Here is a 25,138-nt window from a genome sequence, read left to right as displayed (position 1 = left end):
CCAGCGACCGGCGGCGGTGGGGTTCCATGTCAGTGGTGGATGGTCGGCTCGCCGTGCTGCACCAGCTGACCACCACCATTGCGGGTGACGAACTTGCGCAGGGCCACGTAGAACACCGGGGTAAGGAACAGGCCGAACAGGGTCACGCCCAGCATGCCGGCGAACACGGTGATACCGGTCACCGAGCGCACTTCGGCGCCTGCACCGTGCGAGAGCACCAGCGGTACGGTGCCGGCGATGAACGCGATGGAGGTCATCACGATCGGGCGCAGACGCAGGCGGCAGGCTTCCAGTGCAGCTTCAACGATGCCCTTGCCACCCATCTCCAGCTCTCTGGCGAATTCGACGATCAGGATCGCGTTCTTGCACGCCAGGCCCATCAGCACCACCAGGCCGACCTGCACGAACACGTTGTTGTCACCACCGGTCAGCCACACGCCGAACAGCGCGGACAGCAGGGTCATCGGCACGATCAGGATCACCGCCAACGGCAGCGACCAGCTCTCGTACAGTGCGGCCAGCACCAGGAAGGCCAGCATGATCGCCACCGGGAACACGATGAAGGCGGCCTTGCCCTGCGTGGCCTGCTGGTAGCTCAGGTCGGTCCATTCGGTGGTCATGCCCACCGGCAACACCTTGCCGGCGATCTCGGTCAGCTTGGTCATCGCCTCGGCCGAAGACAGCAGGCGCGGGTCGGCTTCACCGGCCAGGTCCGCTGCCGGGTAGCCGTTGAAGCGCAGCACCGGGTCCGGGCCGAAGGTCTGCTTGATGGTGACCATCGAACCGATCGGCACCATCTCGCCGCGATCATTGCGGGTACGCAGCTTGCCGATGTCCTCGACGGTCTCGCGGAACGGACCGTCAGCCTGCGCGATCACCTGCCAGGTACGGCCGAACTGGTTGAAGTCGTTGACGTAGGCCGAACCCAGGTAGGTCTGCAGCGTGTCGAACAGTTCGGTGAGCTGCACGCCCTGCGCCTTGGCCTTGACGCGGTCCACCTCGGCATCCAGCTGCGGCACGTTGGCCTGGTAGCTGGAGATCGGGAAGGCCATGCCCGGCGTCTGCGCAACGGTGCCCTGCATCGCCTGCACGGCATTCTGCAGTGCGCCGTAGCCCAGGTTGCCGCGGTCCTCGATGAACATCTGGTAGCCGTTGCCGTTGCCCAGGCCGAGGATCGGCGGCGGCATCATCGAGAACGCGAAGCCTTCCTGCAGCCCGGCGATCTTCTGGTTGATCTCGGCGTTGATCTGGGCGGCGGTACGGCCATGGCGCTCGGCGAACGGCTTGAGCGGAATGAACGCCACACCGGTGTTCGGCGTATTGGTGAACTGCAGCGCATTCAGGCCCGGGAACGAAATGGTGTGAGCCACACCGTCGGTTTCCTGGGCGATCTTGGCGACCTTGCGCAGCATTTCATCGGTACGTGCGATCGACGAACCTTCCGGCAGCTTCACGCCGGCGATCAGGTACAGCTTGTCCTGCGTCGGAATGAAGCCCGGCGGCACCAGCTTGAAGATGACGCCGGTACCCACCAGCAGGACCGCGTAGACCACGAACACCGCACCACGACGGCCAAGGATACGGGCCACGCCACGCTCGTACTTCTCCGAGCTGGACTTGAAGAAGCGGTTGAACGGACGGAACACCCAGCCGAACAGGCGGTCGATCAGGCGGCTCGGGCCGTCCTTCGGCGCACCATGGGCCTTCAGCAGGCGCGCGGCCAGGGCCGGCGACAGGGTCAGCGAGTTGATCGCCGAGATCACCGTGGAGATGGCGATGGTGACCGCGAACTGCTTGTAGAACTGGCCGGTGACACCGGACAGGAACGCCATCGGCACGAACACGGCGCACAGCACCAGCGCGATCGCCACGATCGGGCCGGACACTTCACGCATGGCCTGGTGTGCCGCCGCGGTGGGCGACAGGCCCTCTTCGATGTTGCGTTCGACGTTCTCCACCACCACGATCGCGTCGTCGACCACGATGCCGATCGCCAGCACCAGCCCGAACAGGCTCAGCGTATTGATCGAGAAGCCCAGCAGGTACAGCGCGGCGAAGGTACCCACCACCGACACCGGCACCGCGATCAACGGGATGATCGAGGCACGCCAGGTCTGCAGGAACAGGATCACCACCAGCACCACCAGCGCGATGGCTTCCAGCAGCGTGGAGACCACAGCCTTGATCGAGTCGCGCACGAAGATGGTGGTGTCATACACCGCTTCATACTTCACGTCGGCCGGCATGGCCTTCTGCATCTCGTCCATCGTCGAGATGACCTGGTCGCGGATTTCCAGCGCGTTGGCACCCGGCGACTGGAAGATACCGATACCGACCGCGTTCTTGCCGTCCAGCTGCGAGCGCAGGGTGTAGTCACCCGCACCCAGCTCCAGGCGCGCCACGTCGGCCAGGCGGACGATCTCGCCATCGGTGCCGCTCTTGAGCACGATGTCGCCGAATTCCTTTTCGGTCTTCAGGCGGCCCTGGGCATTGATCAGGGTCAGGAACTTGCTGTCCGGCAGCGGTTCAGCGCCGAGCTGGCCGGCCGACACCTGCACGTTCTGCTCACGCATGGCGCGCACCACGTCGCTGGCGGTCAGGCCGCGCGAAGCCACCTTGTCCGGGTCCAGCCAGGCACGCATGGCGTAGTCGCCGCCGCCGAAGATCTGCGCGTCACCCACGCCCGGAATACGCGCCAGCGCATCCTTGACGTGCAGGCGCGCGTAGTTGCGCAGGTACAGGGTGTCGTACTTGCCTTGCGGCGAGGTCAGGTGCACCACCATCAGGAAGGTCGGCGACTGCTTCTGCGTGGTCACGCCCTGGCGGCGCACGTCCTCGGGCAGGCGCGCCTGCGCCTGCGCCACGCGGTTCTGCACCTTCACCGCCGCCGCGTCCGGGTCGGTACCCGGACGGAAGGTAACGGTCATCTGCAGCACGCCATCGGAACCGGCGACCGACTTCAGGTACATCATGCCTTCGACGCCGTTGATGGCCTCTTCAAGCGGCGTGGCAACGGTCTCGGCGATGACCTTGGGGTTGGCGCCCGGATAGACCGTACGCACGACCACCGACGGCGGCACCACTTCCGGGTACTCGCTGATCGGCAGGATCGGAATCGTGATCAGGCCTGCGGCGAAGATCACGATCGACAGCACCGCCGCGAAGATCGGCCTGTCGATGAAGAAACGGGAAAAGTCCATGGAGGAATTCCTGGGAAAGGCTGACAGCGGGCAACAGCCTCCCTGCCCCTCGCCGGGATGACGAAGGCAGGGAAGGCCGCCGCTGGCGCCGGCAGCTAAGCGGGGACGCGGATCAGTGGTTCAGCGCGGCAGTGGCATCGCGGCCCGGTGCCGGCACGGCCTGTGGCTGCATCGCCACTGCCTTGGCCTGCACCGGCATGCCCGGCATGAAGACCTTCTGCACGCCGTCGATGATCACCTTGTCACCGGCGGCCAGGCCGTGTTCGACAATACGCAGGCCGTCAGCACTGCGGCCGAGCTGGATGTCACGACGCTGGGCCTTGCCATCCTTGTCGACCACGTACACGTACTTGCGGTCCTGGTCGGTCAGCACGGCCTTCTCGTCGATCAGCAGGGCCTGGAACTGGCCACTGCCGAGCAGCTGCACGCGGGCGAACAGGCCCGGCGTGAACTGGCGGTCGGCGTTGTCCAGCAGTGCGCGGACGCGGATGGTGCCGGTGCTGCGGGCGACCTGGTTGTCGAGGAAGTCGACCTTGCCCGCATGCGGGTAGCCCTCCTCACCGGACAGGCCGACCTTCACCGGCAGCTCGCTGTCACGCTCGCTCGGACGCTCGCCCTTGCGTGCCATCTGGGCGTAGCGCAGGAAGGTGCTTTCGTCGGCATCGAAGTAGACGAACACCGTGTCCAGCGAGACCAGCGTGGTCAGTACGCTGGCGCTGTCGCCAGCGGTGACCAGGTTGCCGGCGGTGACCATCGCGCGGCCGGCACGGCCGTCGATCGGTGCGCGCACCTTGGTGAACTCCAGGTTGAGGCGGGCCGCATCCAGTGCAGCCTGCGCCGCCTGCACGGCGGCGCCGGACTGGTCGGCGGCGGCGCGGCGCTGCTCGGCGGTCTCGGTGGAGATCGCCTGCTGCTCGGACAGGCGCTTGGCGCGCTCGGATTCGCTGCGGGCCAGCGTAGCCTGGGTGCGGGCACGAGCGAGCTCAGCGGCGGCACGATCATATTCGGCCTGGTAGCTGCGCGCGTCGATGGTGAAGAGCACTTCGCCCTTCTTCACTTCCTGGCCTTCGACGTAGTTGACCTTGTCGATGTAGCCGGACACGCGCGGACGCAGTTCAACGCTCTGCACCGCTTCGACGCGGCCGCTAAATTCGTCCCACTGGCTGACCTGCTTGACCAGCACAGGCGCGGCGCTGACCTGCGGCGGAGGCGGTGCGCCGGCTTCTTCGGCATGGCCGCCGCTGCAGGCCGCGAGTACAGCTGCGGCGAGGATCGACACGCCGACCATCGCAATGCGATGGCCGAAGCGATGTGGTTGGGTGTTGGGGGAAGTCATGGCATGCATCCGTACGGAGGGGTGGTACAGCTAGATGAGAACGTGTTGCAAAAATCGGCGGCGAATACTGCTACCTCAACCAAGGTCGAGGTCAAGCAACGCCTGCGGTATCGCGCCACAAAGGGGGTGCGTCCAGGTGCAGCAGGCCGCGCGGCAGTTCGGCATCGCTGCTGTCACAGCGGACGATGGCGCGGTTGTCGCGGCAACCGTCGAGCAGCGAGACCACGCGACGACCGACCAGCAGCGAGCTGGGCCACTCGATGCAGGCATTGGCGGCGTTGGCCGGGGTGCACACCGGGCTGCAGACTTCCAGCATCTGCGCGCGTATGCCCAGTGCCTGTGCTTCCTGGTGCACCACCTGCGCGTACATGCGCAATGCAGCGGTGGTGATCGAGGTCTCGCCGTAGCCGGCCCACGGTTTGGCGTTGGCCGGGCTGCCGATCATCACGTAGCGGCGTGCGTGTACGTTGTCCTGCAGCAGCGGCAGCAGATGGCGCACCGCGTGCACGTGCGGCATCAGATCAGCCTGCATCGCGCCCATCAGTTCGTCGCCATTGCGGTCGATCACCCGGCCGCGGCGATACGGGCCACCCATCGCTGCGATGACCGCTGCCAACGGACGCGGGCGCAACGCGATGCGTTCGGCCAGCACGCGTGCCGAGCCGTCGTCGCTGAGCGAACCCAGCAGCGTCTCCAGGCCCGGCTCATCGGCGAACTGCTCGTGCAGCGCCGCCAGCCGACCTGGATCGCGGCCGACCACCAGCACCGGGCTGCCGGCCTCCAGCAGCGCACCGACCACGCCCTGGCCTACCGCACCGGTGCCGCCCAGGACCAGGACTTCGGGCGTCAGCATCCCATTCACGGGACATTTCCTCCCAAATCCGGGATAGTCCCGATTCGACGCAGCCGGTCGCCCTTGTGCGGGACCAGGCGGATGGCACCGCCACGCTGCTGACGCATGGGCGCGGTAAACTCACGGAAGTCCTTGTGCACCAAGGAACTCGGGCGGGCTTCAACGGTCATCGCCAGGTCCAGGGTGTTCTGGCCGGCGTTCCGGAGTCGGGCAAGAATGTTGCGCAGGCTCATGGCGGACGGGCTCCAATTAACGAATGGCGCCACGATAGACCTCAAACCTTTACTTGATTAGTCCTGATTAAGGGGAATAATCATCCCGCTCCCGGTCCAATCGTTCTGTCACGATTGTCCCATCCCCGACGTCCAGGATCCCCGACCATGTCCCACGATCTCAATGAGACGCTGATCTTCGTCAAAGTGGTCGAGCAAGGCAGCTTCATTGCCGCTGCCAAATCGCTCGGCCTGCCCAAGACCACGGTCAGCCGCAAAGTGCAGGAGCTGGAAACGCGCCTGGGCGCGCGCCTGCTGCACCGGACCACGCGCCGCCTCGGCCTGACCGAAGCCGGTTCGATCTACCACGAGCACTGCCAGCGCATTGCGCGCGAGCTTGAAGAAGCCGAGAGCGCCGTGAGCCAGCTGCAGTCCGGCCCGCGCGGCTGGCTGCGCTTCACCGTGCCCTATTCGATCGGCATCACCTGGATCGCGCCGCTGCTGGGCCAGTTCCATGCGCAGTACCCGGAAATCCGCCTGGACATGCACATGGGCAACGAGAAGCTGGACCTGATTGCCGGTGAGGCGGATCTAGCACTCCGTGTGGGTGCCCTGCCCGATTCCAATCTGGTCGCACGCAAGCTCGGCAGCCTGCGTACGCAGGTGTTCGCCAGCCCGGCCTACATCGAACGCTACGGCGAACCGCTGCACCCCGAAGAGCTGCAGTTCCATCGCATCCTGGCGATGCGCAAGCCGTACCACACCGGCAACTCGCCGCGCTTCACGTGGCAGCTGGGCGAGAACGGCGGCGAACTGCGCGACTTCCCGGTCACTCCACTGATGACCGCCAACGACATGTCTGCGTTGAATGGCGCGCTGGTGTGCGGCGAAGGCCTGCTGCTGACGGGCGACGTGATGGCCAAGCCGTTCGTTGAATCCGGCATGGTGCGCCGCGTGCTGGCTGGCTGGACCGGCCCGGAAGTGGATTTCAACGCGGTGTTCGCCGGTGGCCGCCTGGTCTCGCCGAAGGTGCGTGCGTTCGTCGACTTCCTGGTCGAGAAGCTCAACTTTGACGCCAATTACATGCTGGCGCAGTGCCCGGGCGCGAAGCTGGCGCAGCAGCAGAAGGAAAAGGAAGACGCAGCACTGGAAAGCAGCGGCAAGCGGATCCTGGAGAAGGTGGCCGCTTCGGCGGCGTGAGCTGCAGCGATGCCACCTGTAACCCGCTCCTGGTAGATGCCGACCTTGGTCGGCACGGGTCTCCACATGGGCTATCGGTGTGCCGAGCACGCTCGGCACCCACAAAAATGCCGCCTGCAAGGGCGGCATTTTCGTTCCGGCCGATGGCCGGACCGGCTCAAACAGTAACGCTACACGTTACTGTTTGAGCGGAATCACACGAATCTCGACACGGCGGTTCTTTGCGCGGCCGGCATCGGTGCTGTTGTCGGCAATCGGGTACGACTTGCCGGCGCCCAGCGTTTCGATACGCACGCTCTGCACGCCCTGGCCGATCAGGTACTGCGCGACCGAGTCGGCACGTTCCTTGGACAGGCGGTTGTTGACCGCATCGCTGCCGATGCTGTCGGTATGGCCGACCACTTCGATCATGGTCTGGTTGTAATCACGCAGGGTGCCCGCCACGCCATTGAGCGAACCGTAGAACTGCGGCTTCAGGGTCGACTTGCCGAAGTCGAACGTGATGCCGTCCGGCAGGTTCAGCATGATGTTGTCGCCCTGGCGCTGTACATCAATGCCGGTGTTGGCAGTACGCTCGCGCAGCGCGCGTTCCTGGCGATCCTGGTACTGGCCGACGGCGGCACCGCTGAGTGCGCCGATACCGGCACCAATCAGGGCATGCTGACGGCGCTCGGTGGCGCTGTCGCCGGTCAGCAGGCCGGCTGCCACACCGATGGCGGTGCCGATCAGGGCGTTGCGGCCGGTGCGGTTCTGCTGCTCGGTCGGGTTGCCGTACTGGTCGCTCTGTACGTAGGAGCCGCCGGTGGCGCAGGCCGACAGGACGGCCGCGCTCATCAGGGCCAGTGCGACGTTGCGGGTGGTGTTGCGGATCATGAGGTTCTCCTTGGTTTCCGGTCGGCCGGCGGCCTGCGGGCGCAAAGAGAATAAACAGCCCAATGCGATGTCGGGATGATGATCCCGCCCGATGACAGGCCCGCGTTCAGCTAACTGACCGGATCGCTCAGGCCGCCCTTTACCCTGCCCCCGACTGGCGGTAAGCCGCCAGTGCGGCGTCGCGGCCTGCAGCCAGATCCACCAGCGGAGTACGCGGATAGCCCGGGGCATGCTCTGCCAGCAGCAACGGATGCTGCCACGGTGCGAAGCGCGCTTTCACCGGCAACGCCGCCAGCTCGGGCACCCAGCGGCTGATGTAACGCGCCTGCGGATCGAACTTCTCGGCCTGGGTCACGGGGTTGAACACACGGAAATACGGTGCGGCGTCGGCACCGGTTCCCGCCACCCACTGCCAGCCCATCGTGTTGTTGGCCAGGTCGGCATCGACCAGGGTATCCCAGAACCAGCGCGCGCCATGCAGCCAGTGCGCACGCAGATGCTTGCACAGGTAACTGGCAACAATCATCCGCACCCGGTTGTGCATGTAGCCGGTGTGCCACAGCTCGCGCAGGCCTGCATCGACGATGGGCACGCCTGTGTTGCCGCGTTGCCAGTCGTGCAGCTGCGCGTCACTGGGCGTTGCCCATGGGAAGCGATCGAAGCGCGGATTGAGGTTGTCGGTGGGCGTCTTCGGAAAGTGATGCAGCAGGTGATAGGCGAAGTCACGCCAGCCCAGCTGGCGCAGGTAGCCATCGATGTCGGCGTCGGTGCCGGCACTGCGCAGCCCTTCCAGCACATGGGCGACCCGCCAGGGTGCGATTTCGCCGAAATGCAGGTGCGGCGACAGCCGCGAGGTGCCGACCCGGTCCGGCAGGTCGCGCTGCTCGCGGTACCCACGCAGGGCACCGTCTTCAAAGACGGACAGTGCTTCCAGCGCACCCGCTTCGCCCGGCTGCCAGTGCTCCCAGAAGCCGATATCCCAGTCCACTGCGGGCGCCAGCTGCAGCGCGTCCAGCGCGCGGCTGTCGACCTCATGCGCCGGCAGTTCGTCCGGTGCGGCCTGCAACGCTGGCAACCGCCAATGGCTGAGCACGTTGCGCCAGTACGGGGTGAATACCTTGTACGGCTGCCCCTGCTGGGTCGCGATGTCCCATGGCTCGAACAGCAGGCTGCCATTGCAGCTCTGCGCGTCGATGCCCTGCTCACGCAGTGTGCGTTTGATGGTGGCATCGCGTGGCTGGGTCGCAGGCTCATACTTGCGGTTCCAGTACACGGCTTCGGCGCCGGTCTGCTCGATCAGGGCCTGCAGCGTCGGCAGGCTGTCACCGCTGCGCAGCACCAGCGAGGACCCCCGCGCGCGCAGATCCGCATCCAATGCGGCCAGTGAACGGTGGCGCCACGCATCGGAGGCGGCACCCGGCGCCCACTCGCCTTCTTCGTGCGGCGCATGGATGTAGACCGGCACCACGTCGTGACCGGCATCCAGAGCGGCCTGCAGGGCCGGATTGTCCTGCAGCCGCAGATCACGGCGGAACCATACCAACGCTACCGACACAGACACCGCCTTCGTTGTTCAAGGCGGACATGATAGCCAGCGGCGGTGAAGGCGTTGCACGCAGACGCCGTCTGCTAGGCTGCCGGGTCGCTCCTCGTTGGACCCTGCCATGGATGATCTGCATGCCCCATTCGCCCGCTTCGGCCTGCTACTGGCCCAGCACGAAGGTGACTGGCAAGGACCTTTCCCGCTACCACCAGTGCTGGGGCGCTTCTACGCGCAGGTCGGACCACTGGGTCATGAGATCAATGCGAAGGTGGGCAACGCCGGCATCACCCTTCCGGGCCTCGATGTCTGGATACCGCCGCTGCGGCGCCTGTGGAGTCACCAGGCCGGCTATCGCTGGCATGGCATCAGCGGCGAGCCGATCGACAACTGGCCATCGAGCTGGCTGGTGATTGCCGATCGCGGCGCCGATCCGTTCATCCTCGACCTGGATGACGGCCGCGTGCTGTTCAGCCACCATGGTGCCGGACTGCTGGATGCCGGCGAGATCGCCGCCGACGTGCCGACCCTGATGGCTGCCCTGGCTGCTGCAGGCACGGTGTACCTTGATGCCGGCGATGATCTCTACAACGATGATGACGATGGCGGCATCCGCACCGAACACCAGCAGGCCGCCGTGCAGGCGGTGACCCGGGTACTGGGCGACCACCTGCAGGCCGGGTCGTTCATCGAGACGTTGCTGGGCTGAATCCACGCATGGCGTGGATCTACTTTTCGAAGCGCTGCATGGCTTCGCTGATCAACGCACGCGCCTCGGCAGCATTGCCCCAGCCGTTGAGCTGCACCGGGTTGTGACCGGCCGGCAGGTCCTTGTAGACCCGGAAGAAGGCCTCGATGCGCTGCCGCTCGATCTCCGGCAGATCGTCCAGATCGCGGATGCCGGCGTAGCTCGGATCCACCTTATCGGTGGGCACGCCGATGATCTTCTCGTCGTGCTCGCCGCCGTCGATCATCTTCAGGTAGCCGATCGGGCGGAAGCGCACGATCACGCCCGGATGCAGGGGTTCGCGGGTCAGCACCAAGGCGTCCAGCGGATCGTTGTCGCCAGCCAACGTCCGCGGCATCGAACCGTAGTTGGCTGGATAGGCGACCGGCATCGACTGGAAGCGATCCACATGCACCAGACCGTCTTCCTTGATCTCGTACTTGGTGAAGCTGCCGGCCGGAATCTCCACCGCCAGATTCACTTCCTGCGGTGCCTGCTTCGGCTGCGCCAAAAGGAACGGATGCAGCACGGAATCGGCAGCGGTCACCGCACTGGCCAGCAACAACAGGGCAGCGCCGATGGCGGCGAGCGGTAGGATGCGGCGGGGTGTGGTCATCGGCGTCTCCTCATTCCCAGCAACGATCGGCACGACCCTTGGCGGTCTGCGCACGCGGGCAGTCGCGCGGCGTGATGCGGCCTTCTGTCAGCTCCGTGCGCTGCTTGCCGCCCTTGGCGTCGCGGCGCAGTTCGAAGGCATCGTAGAGCCGGCCGGTCACCGTGCGTGCTTCATAGCGCAGGTGCTGCGGGTCGATGTGCAGCACCTGGAACAGCTGGGTGTCCTCGGCCACCGGATCCATTGTCTTTCGTGCCTCGTCAGAGAGACGGTACTGCTTCGGTCCGGCCACGGTCACCACATACTGTGGCGTCGCGGCCTGCCCTTCGCCACGACGGCCGTAGGTGTGATCGTGGCCCTGCAGCACCAGATCGACGTTGTGGCGGCGTACCACCGGCAGCAGCACGTCACGCAACGCGGCGTTCTCGCGTCCTTCGCGCGGCGAGTAGAACGGCTGGTGCAGCAGCACGAGGGTCCACGGTTGCGGATTGCCGCTCAGTACCTTGTCCAGCCACTGTGCCTGCGCCTTGGCCGTGCCCAGGTCGAGTGCCGAAGTGCCATCGACCACCGCCACGCGCACGCCCTGCGCATCGAACCAGTAGCTGGTCTGCTGTGCGGCGGCAGCACCATTGCCCGGCAGCGCGAACGTCACCGGCCAGTGCCTGCCCAGCACGCGCCGCTCCTGCGGCGTGTCCTCGAACTCCTCGAAGTACTCGTGGTTGCCGATCGCCGGCGCGACCAGCGTTTCCTGCGCCAACCAACCGGTGGCGGCAAACCACTCGCCCCACTCGCTGTCATCGACACCGTCGCCACCACTGACCAGATCGCCGGCGAACAGGCTCAGGCGTGCCTCGGGTGCGGCCTTCTGCGCGGCGCGCACCACGCGACTGACATGGCTGACGTTCTTGTTCTGGGTATCACCGAAGTACAGCAGGGTCAGCGGCTGGTCGGCGGCAGCCAGCGTACGCAGCTGGTTCCAGGCGCTCCAGCTGCCGTTGCCCTGCACGCGGTAGACGTACTGGGTATCCGGCTGCAGGCCGCTGATGTCGGCGCGATGATGATGCGACAGACCATTCTCGGTCTGTAGCGAACGGGTCGTTGCGCGCACCTGGCGGATGCCCTCGATGGCCGGTGAATCAGCGGCCGGGGCAACTTCCAGCAGCGGCGCCTGCACGCTGCCATCGGTGCGCCAGGCCACGGCGAAACCGTGGCTGGGATCGACTGCAGGCGAAGCCACGATGCGGTCTGGCACCGCTGTTGCCGCGTAGTGCCGACTGCCCACCGGCACTTGGGTGTTCGGCTCGACCGCCGCGAACGACAGTGACGGCAACGCCAACAGCAGGCCAATGGCCAGCGTGCGCATCACCCAAGGCCCGCTCATGCGCCACACTCCAGCGGCAGCGCCAACTGCTTGGCGATGCTCTCCCAGTCGAACGCCACCACGCCCTGGTCGTCGTGCACCGCGTACAGCGCACCGTGCGGGAAGCGCGCGCTGGGTTGCTGCATCATCCAGATGCCATCGGTGTTGGCCACGGTATTGCCCTGGAACGCACCGACCGGCTTCAGCGTATGCCGGTCGAACAGATGGAACACGCTGCGCTGCTTGCCCTGTTCGGTGGTGATCCACCAGCCGTCCTTGCCACAGGTGCGCAGGGTCACGCCTTCGGCCTGGGCCTTGAACACGTCGCGGCCGAAGGTGGTACCGGTGAAGCGACCTGACAGGGTGTAGACCTTGAACTCGCTGGCGTAGCTCTCGTCCTCTTCGGCAATCAGCAGGCGATCGTTATCCGGGTCGCCCCAGATCGACTCGACCACGCGCAGTGCTCCCGCATCAGTGGTATCGCCGATGCTGGCCACCAGCTTCGCCTCGACCTTCGCACCATCGCGGGTCACGTGGTACTGGCGCACGCGCTTGTCCAGCTCGGCCAGCGGCGGCAGGATGTCACGGCCCTGCGCATCCTCGCCGTTGTCCCAGGAGTCGGTGACGTAGACGCTGTAGCCATCGGCACGGCGGTCGACCCACAGCCCGTACGGCTTGCGCAGGTCGTCCGCAGCGAACGTCGCCAGCGGTGCGAAGTCCGGCAGGCTCAATACCTGCACGCGATGATTGTCGCGCTCCACGATCCACAGCAGGTCGTCGATCACCGCGATGCCGTTTGGGCGGTCGAACTGCCCCGGTGCGGTGCCGCTGCTGCCGACGTCGCGCAGGTGCTGGCCGCTGCTGCCGTCGTAGACCACCAGTTTGTCGGTGGCCTTGGCAGTGGCGATCAGCCACAGCTTTCCGTCAGGTGCACGCCAGGCGGCGGGCGAATCGATGTTGTCGGCTGGCGTCATCGGCGAAAGGAATGCCTCGGCGATGGTGGTCACCGCACGCTCGGCCGTGGCTTTCGCCTCGGGCTTGGCCACGGACGGATCGTTGCCGGTGGCCGGCGTGCAGCCAGCCAGCAGGGTAGCCACCAGCGCCGCGGCCATGACGGTGATGCGACGCCCCATCACAGTGCCACCTTCAGGCCCAGCGCGTAGGTGCGGCCATACTCTTCCATCTGCAGCGTGCGCGAGCGCGTGCCCTGGTACAGCTCAAGCGGCTTGTCCAGCAGGTTCTGCGCTTCAAAGTACATGCTGATGCGCGGGGTGAACTTGTAGTCCAGCGAGAAGTCCAGCTGGGTGTTGGGTGCCACGTAGATGTCGAACGCACGGCCCTTGCCGATGCTGTCCAGGTATTCGCTGCGGTACACCGCTGCCAGCCGCGTGCTCACACCGAATTTTTCATAGCCGATGTGTGCGCTGTAGACATGCTTGGAAGCGCGCGGCAGGGTGAAGTCCTCGCCTGGGCGGTCCTTGATGCCGGCATCAAACGTGGTGTCCAGCCAGGTGCCACTGGCACCGACCAGCAGTCCATCCAGGCCGGAAGGCAGGAAGGCCAGCTGCTGCTGCCAGTTGAACTCGGCACCACGCACGGTGGCCTTGCGGCCGTTGATCGGCTGGGTCACGTCGAAACCGCCGTAAGCCGGGTCGTTGGTACGCACGGTTTCCACGATGTAGCCATCGATCGACTTGTGGAACAGGCCCAGCGAGACGATGCCGCTGCTGCCGATGTACTTCTCCACCGACAGGTCGATGTTCTTCGACTCGTACGGGTCCAGTTCCGGGTTGCCCAGGCGCACTTCCTCGTCACCCCGGCCGTAGCCCACGCGCGGTGAAATGTCACCGAACGAGGGACGCGATACGGTCTTGTTGGCCGAGGCGCGCAGCACCCAGTCGTCGGCCGCGTCATAGCGCAGGTGCAGGCCCGGCAGCACGTTGGTGTAGCTGCTGTCGGCCACCCGAGGGGTGACGGTGAAGCTGCGGCCGTTGGCGGCCACGTCCACCTGGTTGCCGACCGCCTTGAACTGGGTGTTTTCCACGCGCACACCGCCGATGATGCGCAGCGCGCCCACATCCCAGGTGCCCATCGCATAGCTGGCGAAGATGTCTTCGCTGGCCACGTAGTCCTCTTCCAGCGATGTCATCGCGTTGCCGCCAATGTCCTGCGGGCGGGCGCTGTACTGGCTGCCATTGGCCGCCCAGAACGCGCGCATCGCCGCCGAGTCCATGCCGTCGCCCAGGTTGCCGTGGCGGTGTTCGGGCGAGGAGGTGCTCCAGCTCGACAGCGCCACCTTCGGGCCGACACGCAGTTCGCGCTCATCCACATTCACGTCGCGGTCGCGCCAGCGGCCCAGCAGGCCGAACTTGATGCTGCTGCTGTCACCGTCAAAGCGCACGTTGACCTGCGCGCTGTGCTCCTTGTCGTTCACCTGTTTGGGCGAGAGCACGAAGCGGTCAAACGCGTAGTTGCTGTTGTCCAGCCACTGCGGATTGTCGAAGCTGTAGCTGGGCAGGCGGCTGCTCTGGTCAAGCGTGCCATTGAAGGCCTTGCCGTTGAGCTTGAAGCGCGCCTCCATCTCGTCATTCACCCGCTCTTCGGTACGGGTGTAGCCCACCTTGTAGTCGACCACGGCGTTGGTCAGCGTGTTCTCGCCGCCCAGGCTGGCCGCGAAGGTGTTCTCCTTCTTGGTGCGATAGCGCATGCGCTTGTCGATCGAATCCTTCGGCATGCCGTCCAGGCGGTACTGGTCGGTGCCCGTCTTGACCATCTTCGCGTCATCGAAGTTGAAGATCACGCGCTGGCGGGTCTCCGCATCGTCGAACTGGCTGTACAGCGTGCGCAGGTAGTACTTGCTGTCTTCATTCGGGCGCCAGTCGAGGTTGAGGTTGGCACCGATGCGCTTGCGCTCGATCTCGTACTTGCGGTGCTGCAGATTGATCGCGGTGATCTCACCCGGACGGGTAGTGGTCAGGTCCTTGTTTCCGCTTACATCGTCGTACTCCACTTCGGTGTTGTCCGATTCGAACGTGCGCTTCTGGTAGTTCACGCCCAGTGCCACGCCGAAGGTGTCGTTGAACACTTCGCTGTAGTTGAAGGCGGCCTTGGGGCTGGTTTCACCGGACAGCTGCTGGTGGCTGCCTTCGATCTTGCCACGCAGGCTGCGGCCGTCACGGTCGAAGGCCGAGGCCGACTCGACCAGCACGGCGCCGCCGATGGCATCGCCGGGCATGTCCGGGGTCGGCGACTTCACCACGCGCAGACGCTCGGTGGAGTCGGACGGAATCACGTCCAGCGGCGCGGCACGGCTGGAATCCTCCGGCGTGCCCACGGCAATGCCATCCACGCTGACGCTGTTGAGATTGGCGTCCAGGCCACGGATCACCACGAAGCGGCCCTCGCCCTGGTCGCGGGTCACGCTGATGCCCGGCAGTCGCTGCAGCGACTCGGCCACGTTCTTGTCCGGGTACTGTCCCAGCGCATCGGAGGACACCGCGTCTTCGATGGCGTCGCTGCTGCGCTTGAGGTCGACCGCGCGGATCTGCGATTCGAGCTGGGCGCGCACCTCGATGCGGTCCAGGTCCACCGCATCGGTGGCCACCGCGCCGGTGGCGGCGACCGCCTGCTGCCCGGCGGCCTGCAGCGGTGCGGCAACCCCCATCGCCAGGGTCAGGGTGATGGCAACGGCCAACGGAGTCTTGATATGCACTGGGAATCCCCATTCCTGTTAAGAATGGGTCTGCACGGTATGTCCGCAAGGTTGCATGGCCGTGACATGCGCCTGCGCATTCCATGCAGGCCGTCCCCGGCGCCGGTTTGGGGTTGGGCGGGCAATCCGGCAAAATGGCGGCCTCTCTCCTTACTCCCCTTCCCGACCATGAAGATCGTCGAAGTGCGCCACCCGCTGGTGCAGCACAAGATCGGCCTGATGCGCAACGCCGCGCTGAGCACCAAGGATTTCCGCGAACTGGCCAACGAACTGGGCACGCTGCTGGCCTACGAGGCCACCGCCGATCTGGACACCGAGCCGCACACCCTGCCCGGCTGGGCCGGCCCGGTTACCGTGCAGCGCATTGCGGGCGCCAAGATCACCGTGGTGCCGATCCTGCGCGCCGGCCTGGGCATGCTCAGCGGCGTGCTGTCGCTGATCCCGGCCGCCCGCGTGAGCGTGGTCGGCCTGCAGCGCGATGAGGAAACCCTGCAGCCGGTGCCCTACTTCGAGCGCCTGACCGGCCGCCTGGAAGAGCGCGATGCGCTGATCCTGGACCCGATGCTGGCCACTGGTGGCACGCTGATCGCCACCATCGACATGCTCAAGCGTGCCGGCGCCCGCCGTATCAAGGGCATCTTCCTGGTGGCTGCGCCGGAAGGCATCGAGGCGGTCAAGGCCGTGCACCCGGACGTGGAGATCTACACCGCGGCCATTGATGCCCAGCTCAACGACAAGGGCTACATCCTGCCCGGCCTGGGCGATGCCGGTGACCGCATCTTCGGTACCCGCGTCGGCTGATCCGGTGAACCGGGGGGTCAGAGCCCTTTCGTGCCGAAAGGGCTCTGACCCCAAGCGCTGTACTACAGGCCGGCCGCGAACGCTTCCAGCTGGCCGATGACCGTGTTCCAGCCGTCGAAGAAGCCCAGCTGCTCATGCAGGTCACGCAGGGCCTTGTCCGGGTGCATCACCCGCGCGGTATAGCGGCAGCCCTGCCCTTCGTCCTCCATCGTGATGATGGCGGTGAAACCCAGCCACGGTGACTGCGGTCGCCAGCCTGCGCCCAGCATCGAGGTGAACACCAGGCGCTGCTGCGGCACGATCTCCAGGAAACTGCCCGGATTGTCACTGCTGCCGCCATCGGGGCCCTGCATGAAGGTGTGGAAGGCCCCACCGGGGCGCAGGTCGAATGCGCGTACCTCGGTGGTCCATGGCGTCGGGCACCACCACTGGCGCAGCAGTTCCGGATCGGTCCAGGCCCGCCACAGGGCGGCACGCGGTGCATTCAGCACACGGCTGATGACCAGGTCGGTGTCAGGGTTGTTGCCTGCGTCTACGGCCATGGGCCTGCTCCTGTCGGTGAAGGGTTTCAACGAAATCGACCATGCGGTCGGCGCGCGCTTCCCATACGGCACGTTGTTCGGCCAGCCACCGCTCGGCCTCGCCCAGCCGCGCCGGCACCAGTTCGCAGGTGCGTACGCGCCCCCGCTTGTGGCTGCGCACCACGCCGCTGCGCTCCAGCACGGCCAGATGTTTCATCAGCGAGGGCAAAGCCATCTCGAAGGGCTCGGCCAGCATCGACACCGTGCGCGGCCCATGCCCCAGCACAGCCACGATCGCGCACCGGGTCGGGTCGGCCAATGCCTGGAAGACGTCTTGAATGGCTGGATCATACTTACCCATATGGCTAAGTAATACGCCAATCTGAACGTTGCGGCAAGCAGGCGCGGCGATGGCGTGATTCTTCACGTGGCCTTGCAGGCTGGAAGCGAATGCTCCGCGCACCCGCCACCCTTGGAGCTTCCGATGAAAGCCTCTTTCCTGCTGGCCGCCGTCCTGCTGGTCGGCCTGCCCTTGGCTGCCGATGCCACCACGCCGCAGCAGCAGCGCATGGCCGAATGCTCAGCCAAGAACAAGGGCTTGAAGGGGGATGCCTACAAGACTGCACAGAGCTCCTGCCTCAGCGGCCACGCCGCCGAGACCAAGGCGGCCAATCCGCAGCAGGAGCGCATGCGCAAGTGCAACGCCGAGGCCGGCGCGAAGAAACTGGCGGGTGATGCACGCAAGACCTTCATGAGCAGCTGCCTGAAGGCGTCGTAATGGTCGCATCCGGATAAAACGCCATCCACGCATGGCGTGGAGCTACCGCCGTCTGTGAAAGGCCGGGCATTGCCCGGCCTTTTCATTACCCCAGGGCGCGTGCCTTCAGCTCGCCCTGTTCATGCAGGGTCACGAAACGTCCCTTGTCATCCCTGCCCAGCTGCGCCAACGCCACCTGCGGATCGTGGGTGAAGAACAGCCGCACGTTGCGCGCCAGCTTGTCTTCAAGGAACTGCCGCTTCTCGTCGATCAGCAGCTCGGCATTGCGGTCGTAGCCCATTGTGATCGGCACGTGCACCCATGAGCGCCCCGGAATCAGGTCGGCACAGAACACCACGCCACCATGCGCACTTTCGCCGGCATGCGCGTGACCGACGATCTCGGCCAGCATCAGCCCCGGCGTGTGCCCGTCGCTGTAGCTGAAGCGTACGCTACGGCCGAGCGCCTTCGAGTACTCCCCGTCCACCACTTCCAGCCGGCCACTGGCCTGCAACAGGCCCGGCAGCTCGGGAATGAAGCTGGCCCGGTCGCGCGGATGTGGCTGCACGGCGCGCTGCCAATGCTGCGCGCCGACCACATAGGTTGCGTTGGGGAACAGCAGCTCGGGCTCACGCCCTTCGCTCCATGCCGCCAGCAGGCCGCCGGCATGATCGAAGTGCAGGTGGCTGAGCACCACCACGTCGATATCCTCGTGCTCGAAGCCGGCTTCGCGCAGCGAATCGATCAGCACGTGCTGGCTTTCCTGCACGCCGTAGCGCTCGCGCATGCGCGGGTCGAAGAACGCGCCGATACCGGTTTCAAACAGCACGGTCTTGCCTTCCAGCGGGCTGGCAAGCAGCGCACGGCAGGCCAGCTCGATGCGATTGAGCTCGTCCGGTGCCGCCCATTTTTCCCACAACGCGCGCGGCGCGTTGCCGAACATCGCGCCGCCATCGAGGCGCTGCGAGTTTCCACGAATAGACCAGAGTTTCATGTGTCGATTATCGGCGCCGGCTCGTTAAATAATCGCTAGAAGGGAAACGGAAAACCCCGCCGGTTGGCGGGGTTTCGGTAATGCGCCAGATTGCCGGCCAGCGGCCGGCACTACCAGATCAACGGGCAGGCACGACCTGCGCACTGCCCACCGGGTTGCGCGGGTCGCTGCCGCCGAACAGCTTGTTCGTGCTGCGGTCCCATTCCACGGTCTGCAGGTTGCCCCACACATGGCTGGAACCACGGCCACCGGCGGCCACATTGCCAGGCAGGTCGATCTTGTGACCCATCGCCTGCAGCTGCTTCACTGTCGCCGCGTCGAACGCATCGTCCTCGGCTTCGATCAGGTCCGGCAGCCACTGGTGGTGGTAGCGCGGCAGCGCGGCAACCTGCTGCGCATCCAGGCCGTCGTCGTAGCCGAGGATGCCCAGCAGCACCATGGTGATGATGCGGCTGCCCCCCGGGGTGCCCAGCACCACCACCTTGTCGGCGTTCTCCATGAAGGTCGGGGTCATCGAGCTGAGCATGCGCTTGCCCGCCTTCGGCGCATTGGCTTCATAGCCCATCACGCCGAATGCATTGGGCGTGCCCGGCTTCAGCGCGAAGTCGTCCATCTCGTTGTTCAGCAGCACGCCGGTGCCCTTGGGAATCAGCCCCGAGCCGTACAGCAGGTTGACGGTCTGGGTGGCGCCGACACGGTTGCCGTCACGGTCGATGATCGAGAAGTGCGTGGTCTCGTCGTCTTCCAGCGGCGTCGGGTTGCCCGACAGCAGGTCGCTGGGCGTGGCCTTCTCCGGATGGATGGTCGCCCGCAGGCCCTGTGCGTAGTCCTTGCTGGTCAGCACCTTCTGCGGGATCTGCACGAAGTCCGGATCGCCGAGGAAGAAGGTGCGGTCACGGTAGGCGCGACGCATCGACTCCACCACCAGGTGGGTGCGGTGCGCCGGGTCCATCTTCTTGATATCCCAGCCTTCCAGGATCTGCAGCATGCTGGCCAGCGCGATGCCACCGGACGACGGCGGCGGCGCGGTGGTGATCTTCCAGCCGTTGTAGTTGAACACGATCGGCTCGCGCTGCTTCACGCGGTAACCGGCCAGCTCTTCAGCGGTCCACTTGCCGCCGGCCTGCTTCACGCCGGCCAGCAACAGCGTTCCGGTCTGGCCCTTGTAGAAGCCATCGAAGCCACCTGCGGCCAGGCGCTCCAGCGTCTGTGCCAGCTCCGGCTGCTTGAACAGGTCACCGCTGGCGATCGGCTTGCCGTTGCGCAGGTAGACCTCGCGCGTGCCGGGATAGCGCTCCATCACTTCACGGCGCGAGGCATAGCCCTTGGCCATGCGGTCGTACACCGGGAAGCCTTCGCGCGCGATGCGGATCGCCGGCTGCAGCGAAGCCGACAACGGCAGCTTGCCGTGCTTGGCCGACAGTTCGACCAGCGCTGCAGGCAGGCCCGGGATGCCGGCCGACCAGGCACCATTGACCGAGCGGTCACGGTCGAGGTTGCCCTGCTTGTCGAGGAAGGCCTGCGGCGTGGCCGCCGCCGGTGCGGTCTCGCGCGCGTCCAGCATCACGTCCTTGCCGGTGGCCGCATCATGCAGCAGAAAGAAGCCGCCACCACCCAGACCGGAACTGATCGGCTCGACCACCGCCAGCGTGGACGATACCGCCACCGCGGCGTCGAAGGCATTGCCGCCCTGCGCCAGGATGTCGATGCCGGCCTGGGTGGCCAGCGCGTGGCCGCTGGCAATGGCCGCACCATCGGGGCGCTCGGCACGGGCCGGGCTGTCGGCCCAGGCCATCGGGCTCAGCAGCAGGCCGAGCAGCAACAGGGGGCGGGCGATCAGCGTCTTCATTCGGATGGGGGCTCCGCGTAGAGTTCGGGGTGATCGTGCTGCAGCTGGCGCAGCTTGGCCAGCAGCTGGTCTTCCGTTTCCACGATCTCCGGATCCGGGTCGATGCACTCGACCGGGCAGACGACCACGCACTGTGGCTCGTCGAAATGACCCACGCATTCGGTGCAGCGCGCAGGGTCGATCACGTAGATGGTTTCACCCATCGCAATGGCCTGGTTCGGGCAGGCCGGCTCGCATACGTCGCAGTTGACGCAGAGCTCGTTGATTTTCAGCGACACGGCGATACTCCTCGCCCGCGCCCTGGGACAAAGGACCGGCCAGCGCGGGCGCGCGGGCCGGTCAGGTCATCAGCGGCCCCCTTGCAGGGTGCCGCCCGGGCCATGCCGGAGCATGGCCGCCATGGCTCGGTATTACTTGGCTTCGACGAAAATGTACTCGGCACCGGTCGGCTGGATGGCAGCCTGCACGCGGGCGTTGTCGGCCGACTGACCGATGAAGACGACGCGCACGCCCTTCATCGAATCCGGCGACACGTCCTTGAACACGGCCTGGATCATGTCAGCCATCTTGCCCGAGGCCGACGAACCGAAGGCCAGCATGTTGCCCGGCTGCACGCCACGGGCCACGGCCTGGGTCGCGCTCTCGGTCTGGCGCTCGTACTTGGCCTGGAAGTCCGGGTCCGATTCCGGCGAGAGGTAGTACAGGAACGGGCTGTTGGTGATGTTGCCCATGTTCTGGATGGCTACTTCCTGCAGGTACTTCTTCCAGCCTGCATCGTCGTCCTTGGACGGCGCGACCAGGGCCTGCTTGGCCTCGTCGACCGGAGCGGCCTCTTCCTTCTTGCAGGCGGTGAAGGCCAGGGCCAACGAAGCGATCAGCATCGCGCGCATGGTGGTGTTCATGGGTTTCCTCCCGGAATGGTGCGTGGTGTTGTACGTAATGGGGTGCAGGTACTGCGGACTTACTGCTGTGCCGCCTTCGCTTCGCGGACCTTGCGCAGGGCTTCGAGCACCGCGGCCGGTACGAAACCGGACACGTCGCCGCCCAGGCGCGCGATCTCGCGGACCAGCGAGGACGAAATGAAGCTGTGCTGTTCGGCCGGGGTCAGGAACAGGGTCTCGACTTCCGGGATCAGATGGCGATTCATGCTGGCCATCTGGAACTCGTACTCGAAGTCGGACACCGCGCGCAGGCCGCGCAGCAGCACCCCACCCTGGACGGAGCGTACGAAATGGGCCAGCAGCGTATCGAAGCCGATGACCTCGACGTTGCTGTGGTGCCCCAGCGCACCGCGCGCCAGCTGCACGCGCTGCTCCAGCGCCAGCGCCGGGCCCTTGGACGGGCTCTGCGCCACACCCACCACGACCTTTTCGAACAGCGGCGCGGCCCGGCTCACCAGGTCGATATGACCGTTGGTGATGGGGTCGAACGTGCCGGGGTAAACGGCGATGCGGCGATTGGCCACGGTCATGGGCGGTTGCAGATGTTCAGATGAGGTCAAAGTGTAGCAGCGGCGCGGCGGTACAGGGCAAAGCGCACCTCGCGGGTGCCGCCCTCGCGGTGCAGCAGCCAGTCCGGCGGCAGCACCGGCGCGTGGCCGGCCGGCGATTCCAGGTACAGCCAGGTATCGGCGGCCAGGTGCCGCGGCAGCTGGGCCAGCACGTCCTGCCACAGGCCATCGGCAAACGGTGGGTCGATGAAGACCAGATCGGCCTGCTGTGCCGGTGCGCCCTGCAGCCAGCGCAGGGCATCGGCCTGCACCACGGTGATCTGGTCGGCGGCCTGCAACTTGGTCACCGCGGCGGACAGGTTGCGCCCCAGCTGGGCATCGCGCTCGACCAGGGTGGCGTGGGCGGCGCCGCGCGAGACGGCCTCCAGGCCCAGCGCGCCGCTGCCGGCGAACAGGTCCAGCACACGGGCACCGGCCAGCCTGGGCATCAGCCAGTTGAACAGGGTTTCGCGCACGCGGTCGCTGCTGGGCCGCAGGCCCGGCAGGGTCGGCACCGGCAGGCGAGTGTTGCGCCAGCGCCCGCCGATGATGCGGACCTGGCCGTCATTGCCACTACGGCCGCTCACCGGCGCCCCCGGCGGGGGTTGTTCGAGAAATTCAGCATGAGCGGGATTGTAGTTCGGCCGGGCGGCGCCCGGGTACGCGCCAACGCATGCGCGCTGCCGCTCCCACGCTTCGCTGCGCGAAACGCGGGCCCCCCTTACCAACTCCCATACCCCCGCCGCTTCGCGGCCGCCCCCTGACTCAGGGGGCTCTGCCCCAGACGCAATCCGATGCCCGTCATGGAGGTGGGGTCAGATCCGTTTTCCGCAGGAAGAAGGATCTGACCCCTTTTGGTGTATCGATATCTGACAGATGTGCCGACCAACGGTCGGCACCCACCAACAGGCACCGGCCAACTGTCGAAGGCGGGGCACTGTGGGTTCGCGGGGTGTGAGCCGCATGGATGCGGCGACCAAGGCTACATGGACGTACTTGCGCCGTCCCCGTGAACCCACAGTGCCCCGCCATCCCACGGAATGCCGCTCTGGCCCTGGCTTTCGCAGTTGCAGTTGCACTGAGCGGGTGCCGGGCGCAGCCCGGCCGACCAACCCCTTGATTTCGGGACAATCAGCCATACCCCTTGGCGAGGCCGCACGCGCTGGCGCGGCATTGCACATGGAGCCTTATCGATGACCGAGACCACCCAGACCGAAACCCTTGGCTTCCAGACCGAAGTCAAGCAGCTGCTGCAGCTGATGATCCACTCGCTGTACTCCAACAAGGAAATCTTCCTCCGCGAGCTGGTCTCCAATGCTGCCGATGCCGCCGACAAGCTGCGCTTCGAGGCCCTGACCCAACCTGCCCTGCTGGAAGGTGACAGCGAGCTGCGCGTGCGCGTCAGCTTCGACCCCGCCGCCCACACCATCACCATCGAAGACAACGGCATCGGCATGAGCCGCGCCGAAGCCATTGCCCATCTCGGCACGATCGCAAAATCCGGCACCGGCGACTTCCTGCGCCAGCTGTCCGGCGACCAGAAGAAGGATTCGCAGCTGATCGGCCAGTTCGGCGTCGGCTTCTACAGCGCCTTCATCGTTGCCGACGAAGTGGAAGTGACCTCGCGCCGCGCCGGCCTGGCTGCAGGCGAAGGCGTGCGCTGGACCTCGCGCGGCGAAGGCGATTTCGAAGTGGCCACCGTCGACAAGGCCGACCGCGGCACCCGCATCGTGCTGCACCTGAAGGACGGCGAGCACGACTTCGCCGATGGCTGGCGCCTGCGCAGCATCCTCAAGAAGTACTCGGACCACATCGGCCTGCCGATCCAGATGCCGAAGGAAGGTGGCGAAGAAGGCGCTGCGGTCGAATGGGAAACCGTCAACCGTGCCAGCGCGCTGTGGACCCGCCCGCGCACCGAAATCAGCGAAGCCGAGTACACCGAGTTCTACAAGCACGTGGCGCACGACCACAGCGACCCGCTGGCGTGGAGCCACAACAAGGTCGAAGGCAAGCTGGAATACACCTCGCTGCTGTACGTGCCCGGCCGCGCGCCGTTCGACCTGTACCACCGCGATGCGCCCAAGGGCCTGAAGCTTTACGTGCAGCGCGTGTTCGTGATGGACCAGGCCGAGCAGTTCCTGCCGCTGTACCTGCGCTTCATCAAGGGCGTGGTCGATTCCAACGATCTCTCGCTGAACGTGTCGCGCGAAATCCTGCAGTCCGGCCCGGTCATCGATTCGATGAAGGCTGCGCTGACCAAGCGCTCGCTGGACATGCTGGACAAGCTGGCCACCGACAAGCCCGAGCAGTACGCCAGCTTCTGGAAGGAATTCGGCCAGGTACTGAAGGAAGGTCCGGCCGAGGACTACAACAACCGCGAGAAGGTGGCCGGCCTGCTGCGCTTCGCCTCCACCCGGGGCGAGGCCGATGCGCAGAGCGTGTCGCTCACCGATTACATCGGCCGCATGGCCGAAGGCCAGGACAAGATCTACTACCTGACCGGCGAGAGCTACAGCCAGGTGCGCAACAGCCCGCACCTGGAAGTGTTCCGCAAGAAGGGCGTGGAAGTGCTGCTGCTGACCGACCGCATCGACGAGTGGCTGATGGGCTACCTGACCGATTTCGACGGCAAGGGCTTCGTTGACATCGCCCGTGGCGACCTCGACCTGGGCGCACTGGAAAGCGAGGCCGACAAGCAGGAGCAGGAAGCGGCGGCGAAGGACAAGCAGGGCCTGGTCGAGCGCCTGAAGACGGTGCTGGGCGATGACGTGGCCGAAGTGCGCGTGTCGCACCGCCTGACCGATTCGCCGGCGGTGCTGGCCATCGGCGAGCAGGATCTGGGCCTGCAGATGCGCCAGATCCTGGAAGCCAGCGGGCAGAAGGTGCCGGACAGCAAGCCGGTGCTGGAGATCAATCCGGGCCATCCGCTGATCGCCAAGCTGGATGCCGAGGCCGACGGCGCACGTTTCGACGACCTGGGCCGGGTGCTGTTCGACCAGGCCGCACTGGCCGCCGGTGACAGCCTGAAGGACCCGGGTGCCTACGTGGCGCGCCTGAACAAGCTGTTGCTGGAGCTGTCGGCCTGATCGACCCGGTAGCGG

General features: G+C 66.0%; 23 protein-coding genes. 5 read left to right on the top strand and 18 right to left on the bottom strand.

The genetic code is table 11. The features are described 5' to 3' along the window. Positions 1-29: 29 nt before the first annotated feature. The 4 genes from D7Y61_RS00115 to D7Y61_RS00100 all read right to left on the bottom strand — a co-directional run bounded on the left by D7Y61_RS00115 (position 30) and on the right by D7Y61_RS00100 (position 5,622). Positions 30-3,200: an efflux RND transporter permease subunit gene (locus D7Y61_RS00115; RefSeq protein ID WP_180864453.1), complete on the bottom strand. Its 3,171-nt coding sequence runs from the start codon at positions 3,198-3,200 to the stop codon at positions 30-32. A gap of 112 nt (positions 3,201-3,312) precedes the next feature. After that, positions 3,313-4,536 (bottom strand): efflux RND transporter periplasmic adaptor subunit, encoded by a 1,224-nt coding sequence (locus tag D7Y61_RS00110; protein WP_180864452.1) that lies wholly within the window; start codon positions 4,534-4,536, stop codon positions 3,313-3,315. A gap of 91 nt (positions 4,537-4,627) precedes the next feature. Further along, positions 4,628-5,398: an SDR family NAD(P)-dependent oxidoreductase gene (locus tag D7Y61_RS00105; protein ID WP_180864451.1), complete on the bottom strand. Its 771-nt coding sequence runs from the start codon at positions 5,396-5,398 to the stop codon at positions 4,628-4,630. Next, on the bottom strand, positions 5,395-5,622 hold the full coding sequence (locus D7Y61_RS00100; RefSeq protein ID WP_049414419.1) for a hypothetical protein: 228 nt from the start codon (positions 5,620-5,622) through the stop codon (positions 5,395-5,397). Before D7Y61_RS00100 ends, D7Y61_RS00105 begins: the two co-directional genes overlap by 4 nt. 147 nt (positions 5,623-5,769) lie before the next feature. Here D7Y61_RS00100 and D7Y61_RS00095 point away from each other — a divergent pair, with 147 nt between their 5' ends. After that, on the top strand, positions 5,770-6,801 hold the full coding sequence (locus D7Y61_RS00095) for a LysR family transcriptional regulator (RefSeq protein WP_005409107.1): 1,032 nt from the start codon (positions 5,770-5,772) through the stop codon (positions 6,799-6,801). 177 nt (positions 6,802-6,978) lie between these two features. Here D7Y61_RS00095 and D7Y61_RS00090 read toward each other — a convergent pair whose 3' ends face one another. Both D7Y61_RS00090 and D7Y61_RS00085 read right to left on the bottom strand, forming a co-directional pair. Continuing rightward, a complete protein-coding gene (locus D7Y61_RS00090) occupies positions 6,979-7,674 on the bottom strand; it encodes an OmpA family lipoprotein (RefSeq protein WP_010484399.1) in 696 nt (231 codons plus the stop codon). A gap of 139 nt (positions 7,675-7,813) precedes the next feature. Further along, positions 7,814-9,229, bottom strand: a complete 1,416-nt coding sequence (locus D7Y61_RS00085) for an FAD-binding domain-containing protein (protein ID WP_180864621.1) — start codon at positions 9,227-9,229, stop codon at positions 7,814-7,816. A gap of 109 nt (positions 9,230-9,338) precedes the next feature. Here D7Y61_RS00085 and D7Y61_RS00080 point away from each other — a divergent pair, with 109 nt between their 5' ends. Then, positions 9,339-9,923 carry a hypothetical protein gene (locus tag D7Y61_RS00080; RefSeq protein ID WP_180864450.1) on the top strand — a complete coding sequence of 195 codons (585 nt, stop codon included), beginning with the start codon at positions 9,339-9,341 and terminating at the stop codon, positions 9,921-9,923. Between the two features lie 19 nt (positions 9,924-9,942). On the opposite strand, the gene D7Y61_RS00075 is transcribed toward D7Y61_RS00080, so the two are convergent. From D7Y61_RS00075 to D7Y61_RS00060, 4 genes are read right to left on the bottom strand one after another with little or no spacing between them, the layout of a single operon-like run. Beyond that, positions 9,943-10,557: an inorganic diphosphatase gene (locus tag D7Y61_RS00075; protein WP_180864449.1), complete on the bottom strand. Its 615-nt coding sequence runs from the start codon at positions 10,555-10,557 to the stop codon at positions 9,943-9,945. Between the two features lie 10 nt (positions 10,558-10,567). Next, the gene (locus D7Y61_RS00070; RefSeq protein WP_258010166.1) at positions 10,568-11,917 is read right to left on the bottom strand and encodes a purple acid phosphatase family protein; all 1,350 of its coding nucleotides are present in this window, start codon (positions 11,915-11,917) and stop codon (positions 10,568-10,570) included. Positions 11,918-11,931: 14 nt separating this feature from the next. Next, positions 11,932-13,047 carry a phytase gene (locus D7Y61_RS00065; RefSeq protein ID WP_180864447.1) on the bottom strand — a complete coding sequence of 372 codons (1,116 nt, stop codon included), beginning with the start codon at positions 13,045-13,047 and terminating at the stop codon, positions 11,932-11,934. Then, positions 13,047-15,578, bottom strand: coding sequence for a TonB-dependent receptor (locus D7Y61_RS00060; protein ID WP_219627747.1), 2,532 nt, complete (start codon positions 15,576-15,578; stop codon positions 13,047-13,049). Before D7Y61_RS00060 ends, D7Y61_RS00065 begins: the two co-directional genes overlap by 1 nt. 216 nt (positions 15,579-15,794) lie before the next feature. Here D7Y61_RS00060 and upp point away from each other — a divergent pair, with 216 nt between their 5' ends. Continuing rightward, a complete protein-coding gene (gene upp, locus D7Y61_RS00055; RefSeq protein ID WP_005409099.1) occupies positions 15,795-16,427 on the top strand; it encodes a uracil phosphoribosyltransferase in 633 nt (210 codons plus the stop codon). 62 nt (positions 16,428-16,489) lie between these two features. Here upp and D7Y61_RS00050 read toward each other — a convergent pair whose 3' ends face one another. Together D7Y61_RS00050 and D7Y61_RS00045 are read right to left on the bottom strand one after the other, a co-directional pair. Then, positions 16,490-16,969, bottom strand: a complete 480-nt coding sequence (locus D7Y61_RS00050) for an SRPBCC family protein (protein ID WP_180864445.1) — start codon at positions 16,967-16,969, stop codon at positions 16,490-16,492. After that, on the bottom strand, positions 16,941-17,375 hold the full coding sequence (locus D7Y61_RS00045) for an ArsR/SmtB family transcription factor (protein WP_430543685.1): 435 nt from the start codon (positions 17,373-17,375) through the stop codon (positions 16,941-16,943). Before D7Y61_RS00045 ends, D7Y61_RS00050 begins: the two co-directional genes overlap by 29 nt. Before the next feature lie 57 nt (positions 17,376-17,432). Between D7Y61_RS00045 and D7Y61_RS00040 the strand changes: the two genes are divergently transcribed. Continuing rightward, positions 17,433-17,726 carry a PsiF family protein gene (locus tag D7Y61_RS00040; protein WP_180864444.1) on the top strand — a complete coding sequence of 98 codons (294 nt, stop codon included), beginning with the start codon at positions 17,433-17,435 and terminating at the stop codon, positions 17,724-17,726. An 85-nt stretch (positions 17,727-17,811) separates the two neighbouring features. Here D7Y61_RS00040 and D7Y61_RS00035 read toward each other — a convergent pair whose 3' ends face one another. The 6 genes from D7Y61_RS00035 to rsmD form a co-directional block, all read right to left on the bottom strand. Next, a complete protein-coding gene (locus D7Y61_RS00035; protein WP_019338337.1) occupies positions 17,812-18,699 on the bottom strand; it encodes an MBL fold metallo-hydrolase in 888 nt (295 codons plus the stop codon). 118 nt (positions 18,700-18,817) lie between these two features. Next, complete coding sequence (ggt, locus tag D7Y61_RS00030) at positions 18,818-20,548, bottom strand: gamma-glutamyltransferase (protein WP_180864443.1); 1,731 nt, start codon at positions 20,546-20,548, stop codon at positions 18,818-18,820. Continuing rightward, positions 20,545-20,826, bottom strand: a complete 282-nt coding sequence (locus D7Y61_RS00025) for a YfhL family 4Fe-4S dicluster ferredoxin (RefSeq protein ID WP_004153175.1) — start codon at positions 20,824-20,826, stop codon at positions 20,545-20,547. The genes ggt and D7Y61_RS00025 overlap by 4 nt, the downstream gene beginning before the upstream one ends. A gap of 132 nt (positions 20,827-20,958) precedes the next feature. Continuing rightward, on the bottom strand, positions 20,959-21,450 hold the full coding sequence (locus D7Y61_RS00020) for a hypothetical protein (RefSeq protein WP_004153167.1): 492 nt from the start codon (positions 21,448-21,450) through the stop codon (positions 20,959-20,961). A 59-nt stretch (positions 21,451-21,509) separates the two neighbouring features. Then, the gene (gene coaD / locus D7Y61_RS00015; RefSeq protein ID WP_180864442.1) at positions 21,510-22,019 is read right to left on the bottom strand and encodes a pantetheine-phosphate adenylyltransferase; all 510 of its coding nucleotides are present in this window, start codon (positions 22,017-22,019) and stop codon (positions 21,510-21,512) included. A 26-nt stretch (positions 22,020-22,045) separates the two neighbouring features. Next, positions 22,046-22,624 carry a 16S rRNA (guanine(966)-N(2))-methyltransferase RsmD gene (gene rsmD / locus D7Y61_RS00010; protein WP_180864441.1) on the bottom strand — a complete coding sequence of 193 codons (579 nt, stop codon included), beginning with the start codon at positions 22,622-22,624 and terminating at the stop codon, positions 22,046-22,048. 606 nt (positions 22,625-23,230) lie between these two features. On the opposite strand from rsmD, the gene htpG reads away from it, so the two are divergent. After that, complete coding sequence (gene htpG / locus D7Y61_RS00005; RefSeq protein ID WP_180864440.1) at positions 23,231-25,123, top strand: molecular chaperone HtpG; 1,893 nt, start codon at positions 23,231-23,233, stop codon at positions 25,121-25,123. Positions 25,124-25,138: the final 15 nt, after the last annotated feature.

The sequence above is a fragment of the Stenotrophomonas maltophilia genome (assembly GCF_013464485.1).
In the GTDB taxonomy this organism is placed as follows: domain Bacteria; phylum Pseudomonadota; class Gammaproteobacteria; order Xanthomonadales; family Xanthomonadaceae; genus Stenotrophomonas; species Stenotrophomonas maltophilia_AW.
The sequence above is the reverse complement of the archived record's forward strand: the minus strand, read 5'-3'. Positions and strand labels throughout refer to the sequence as shown.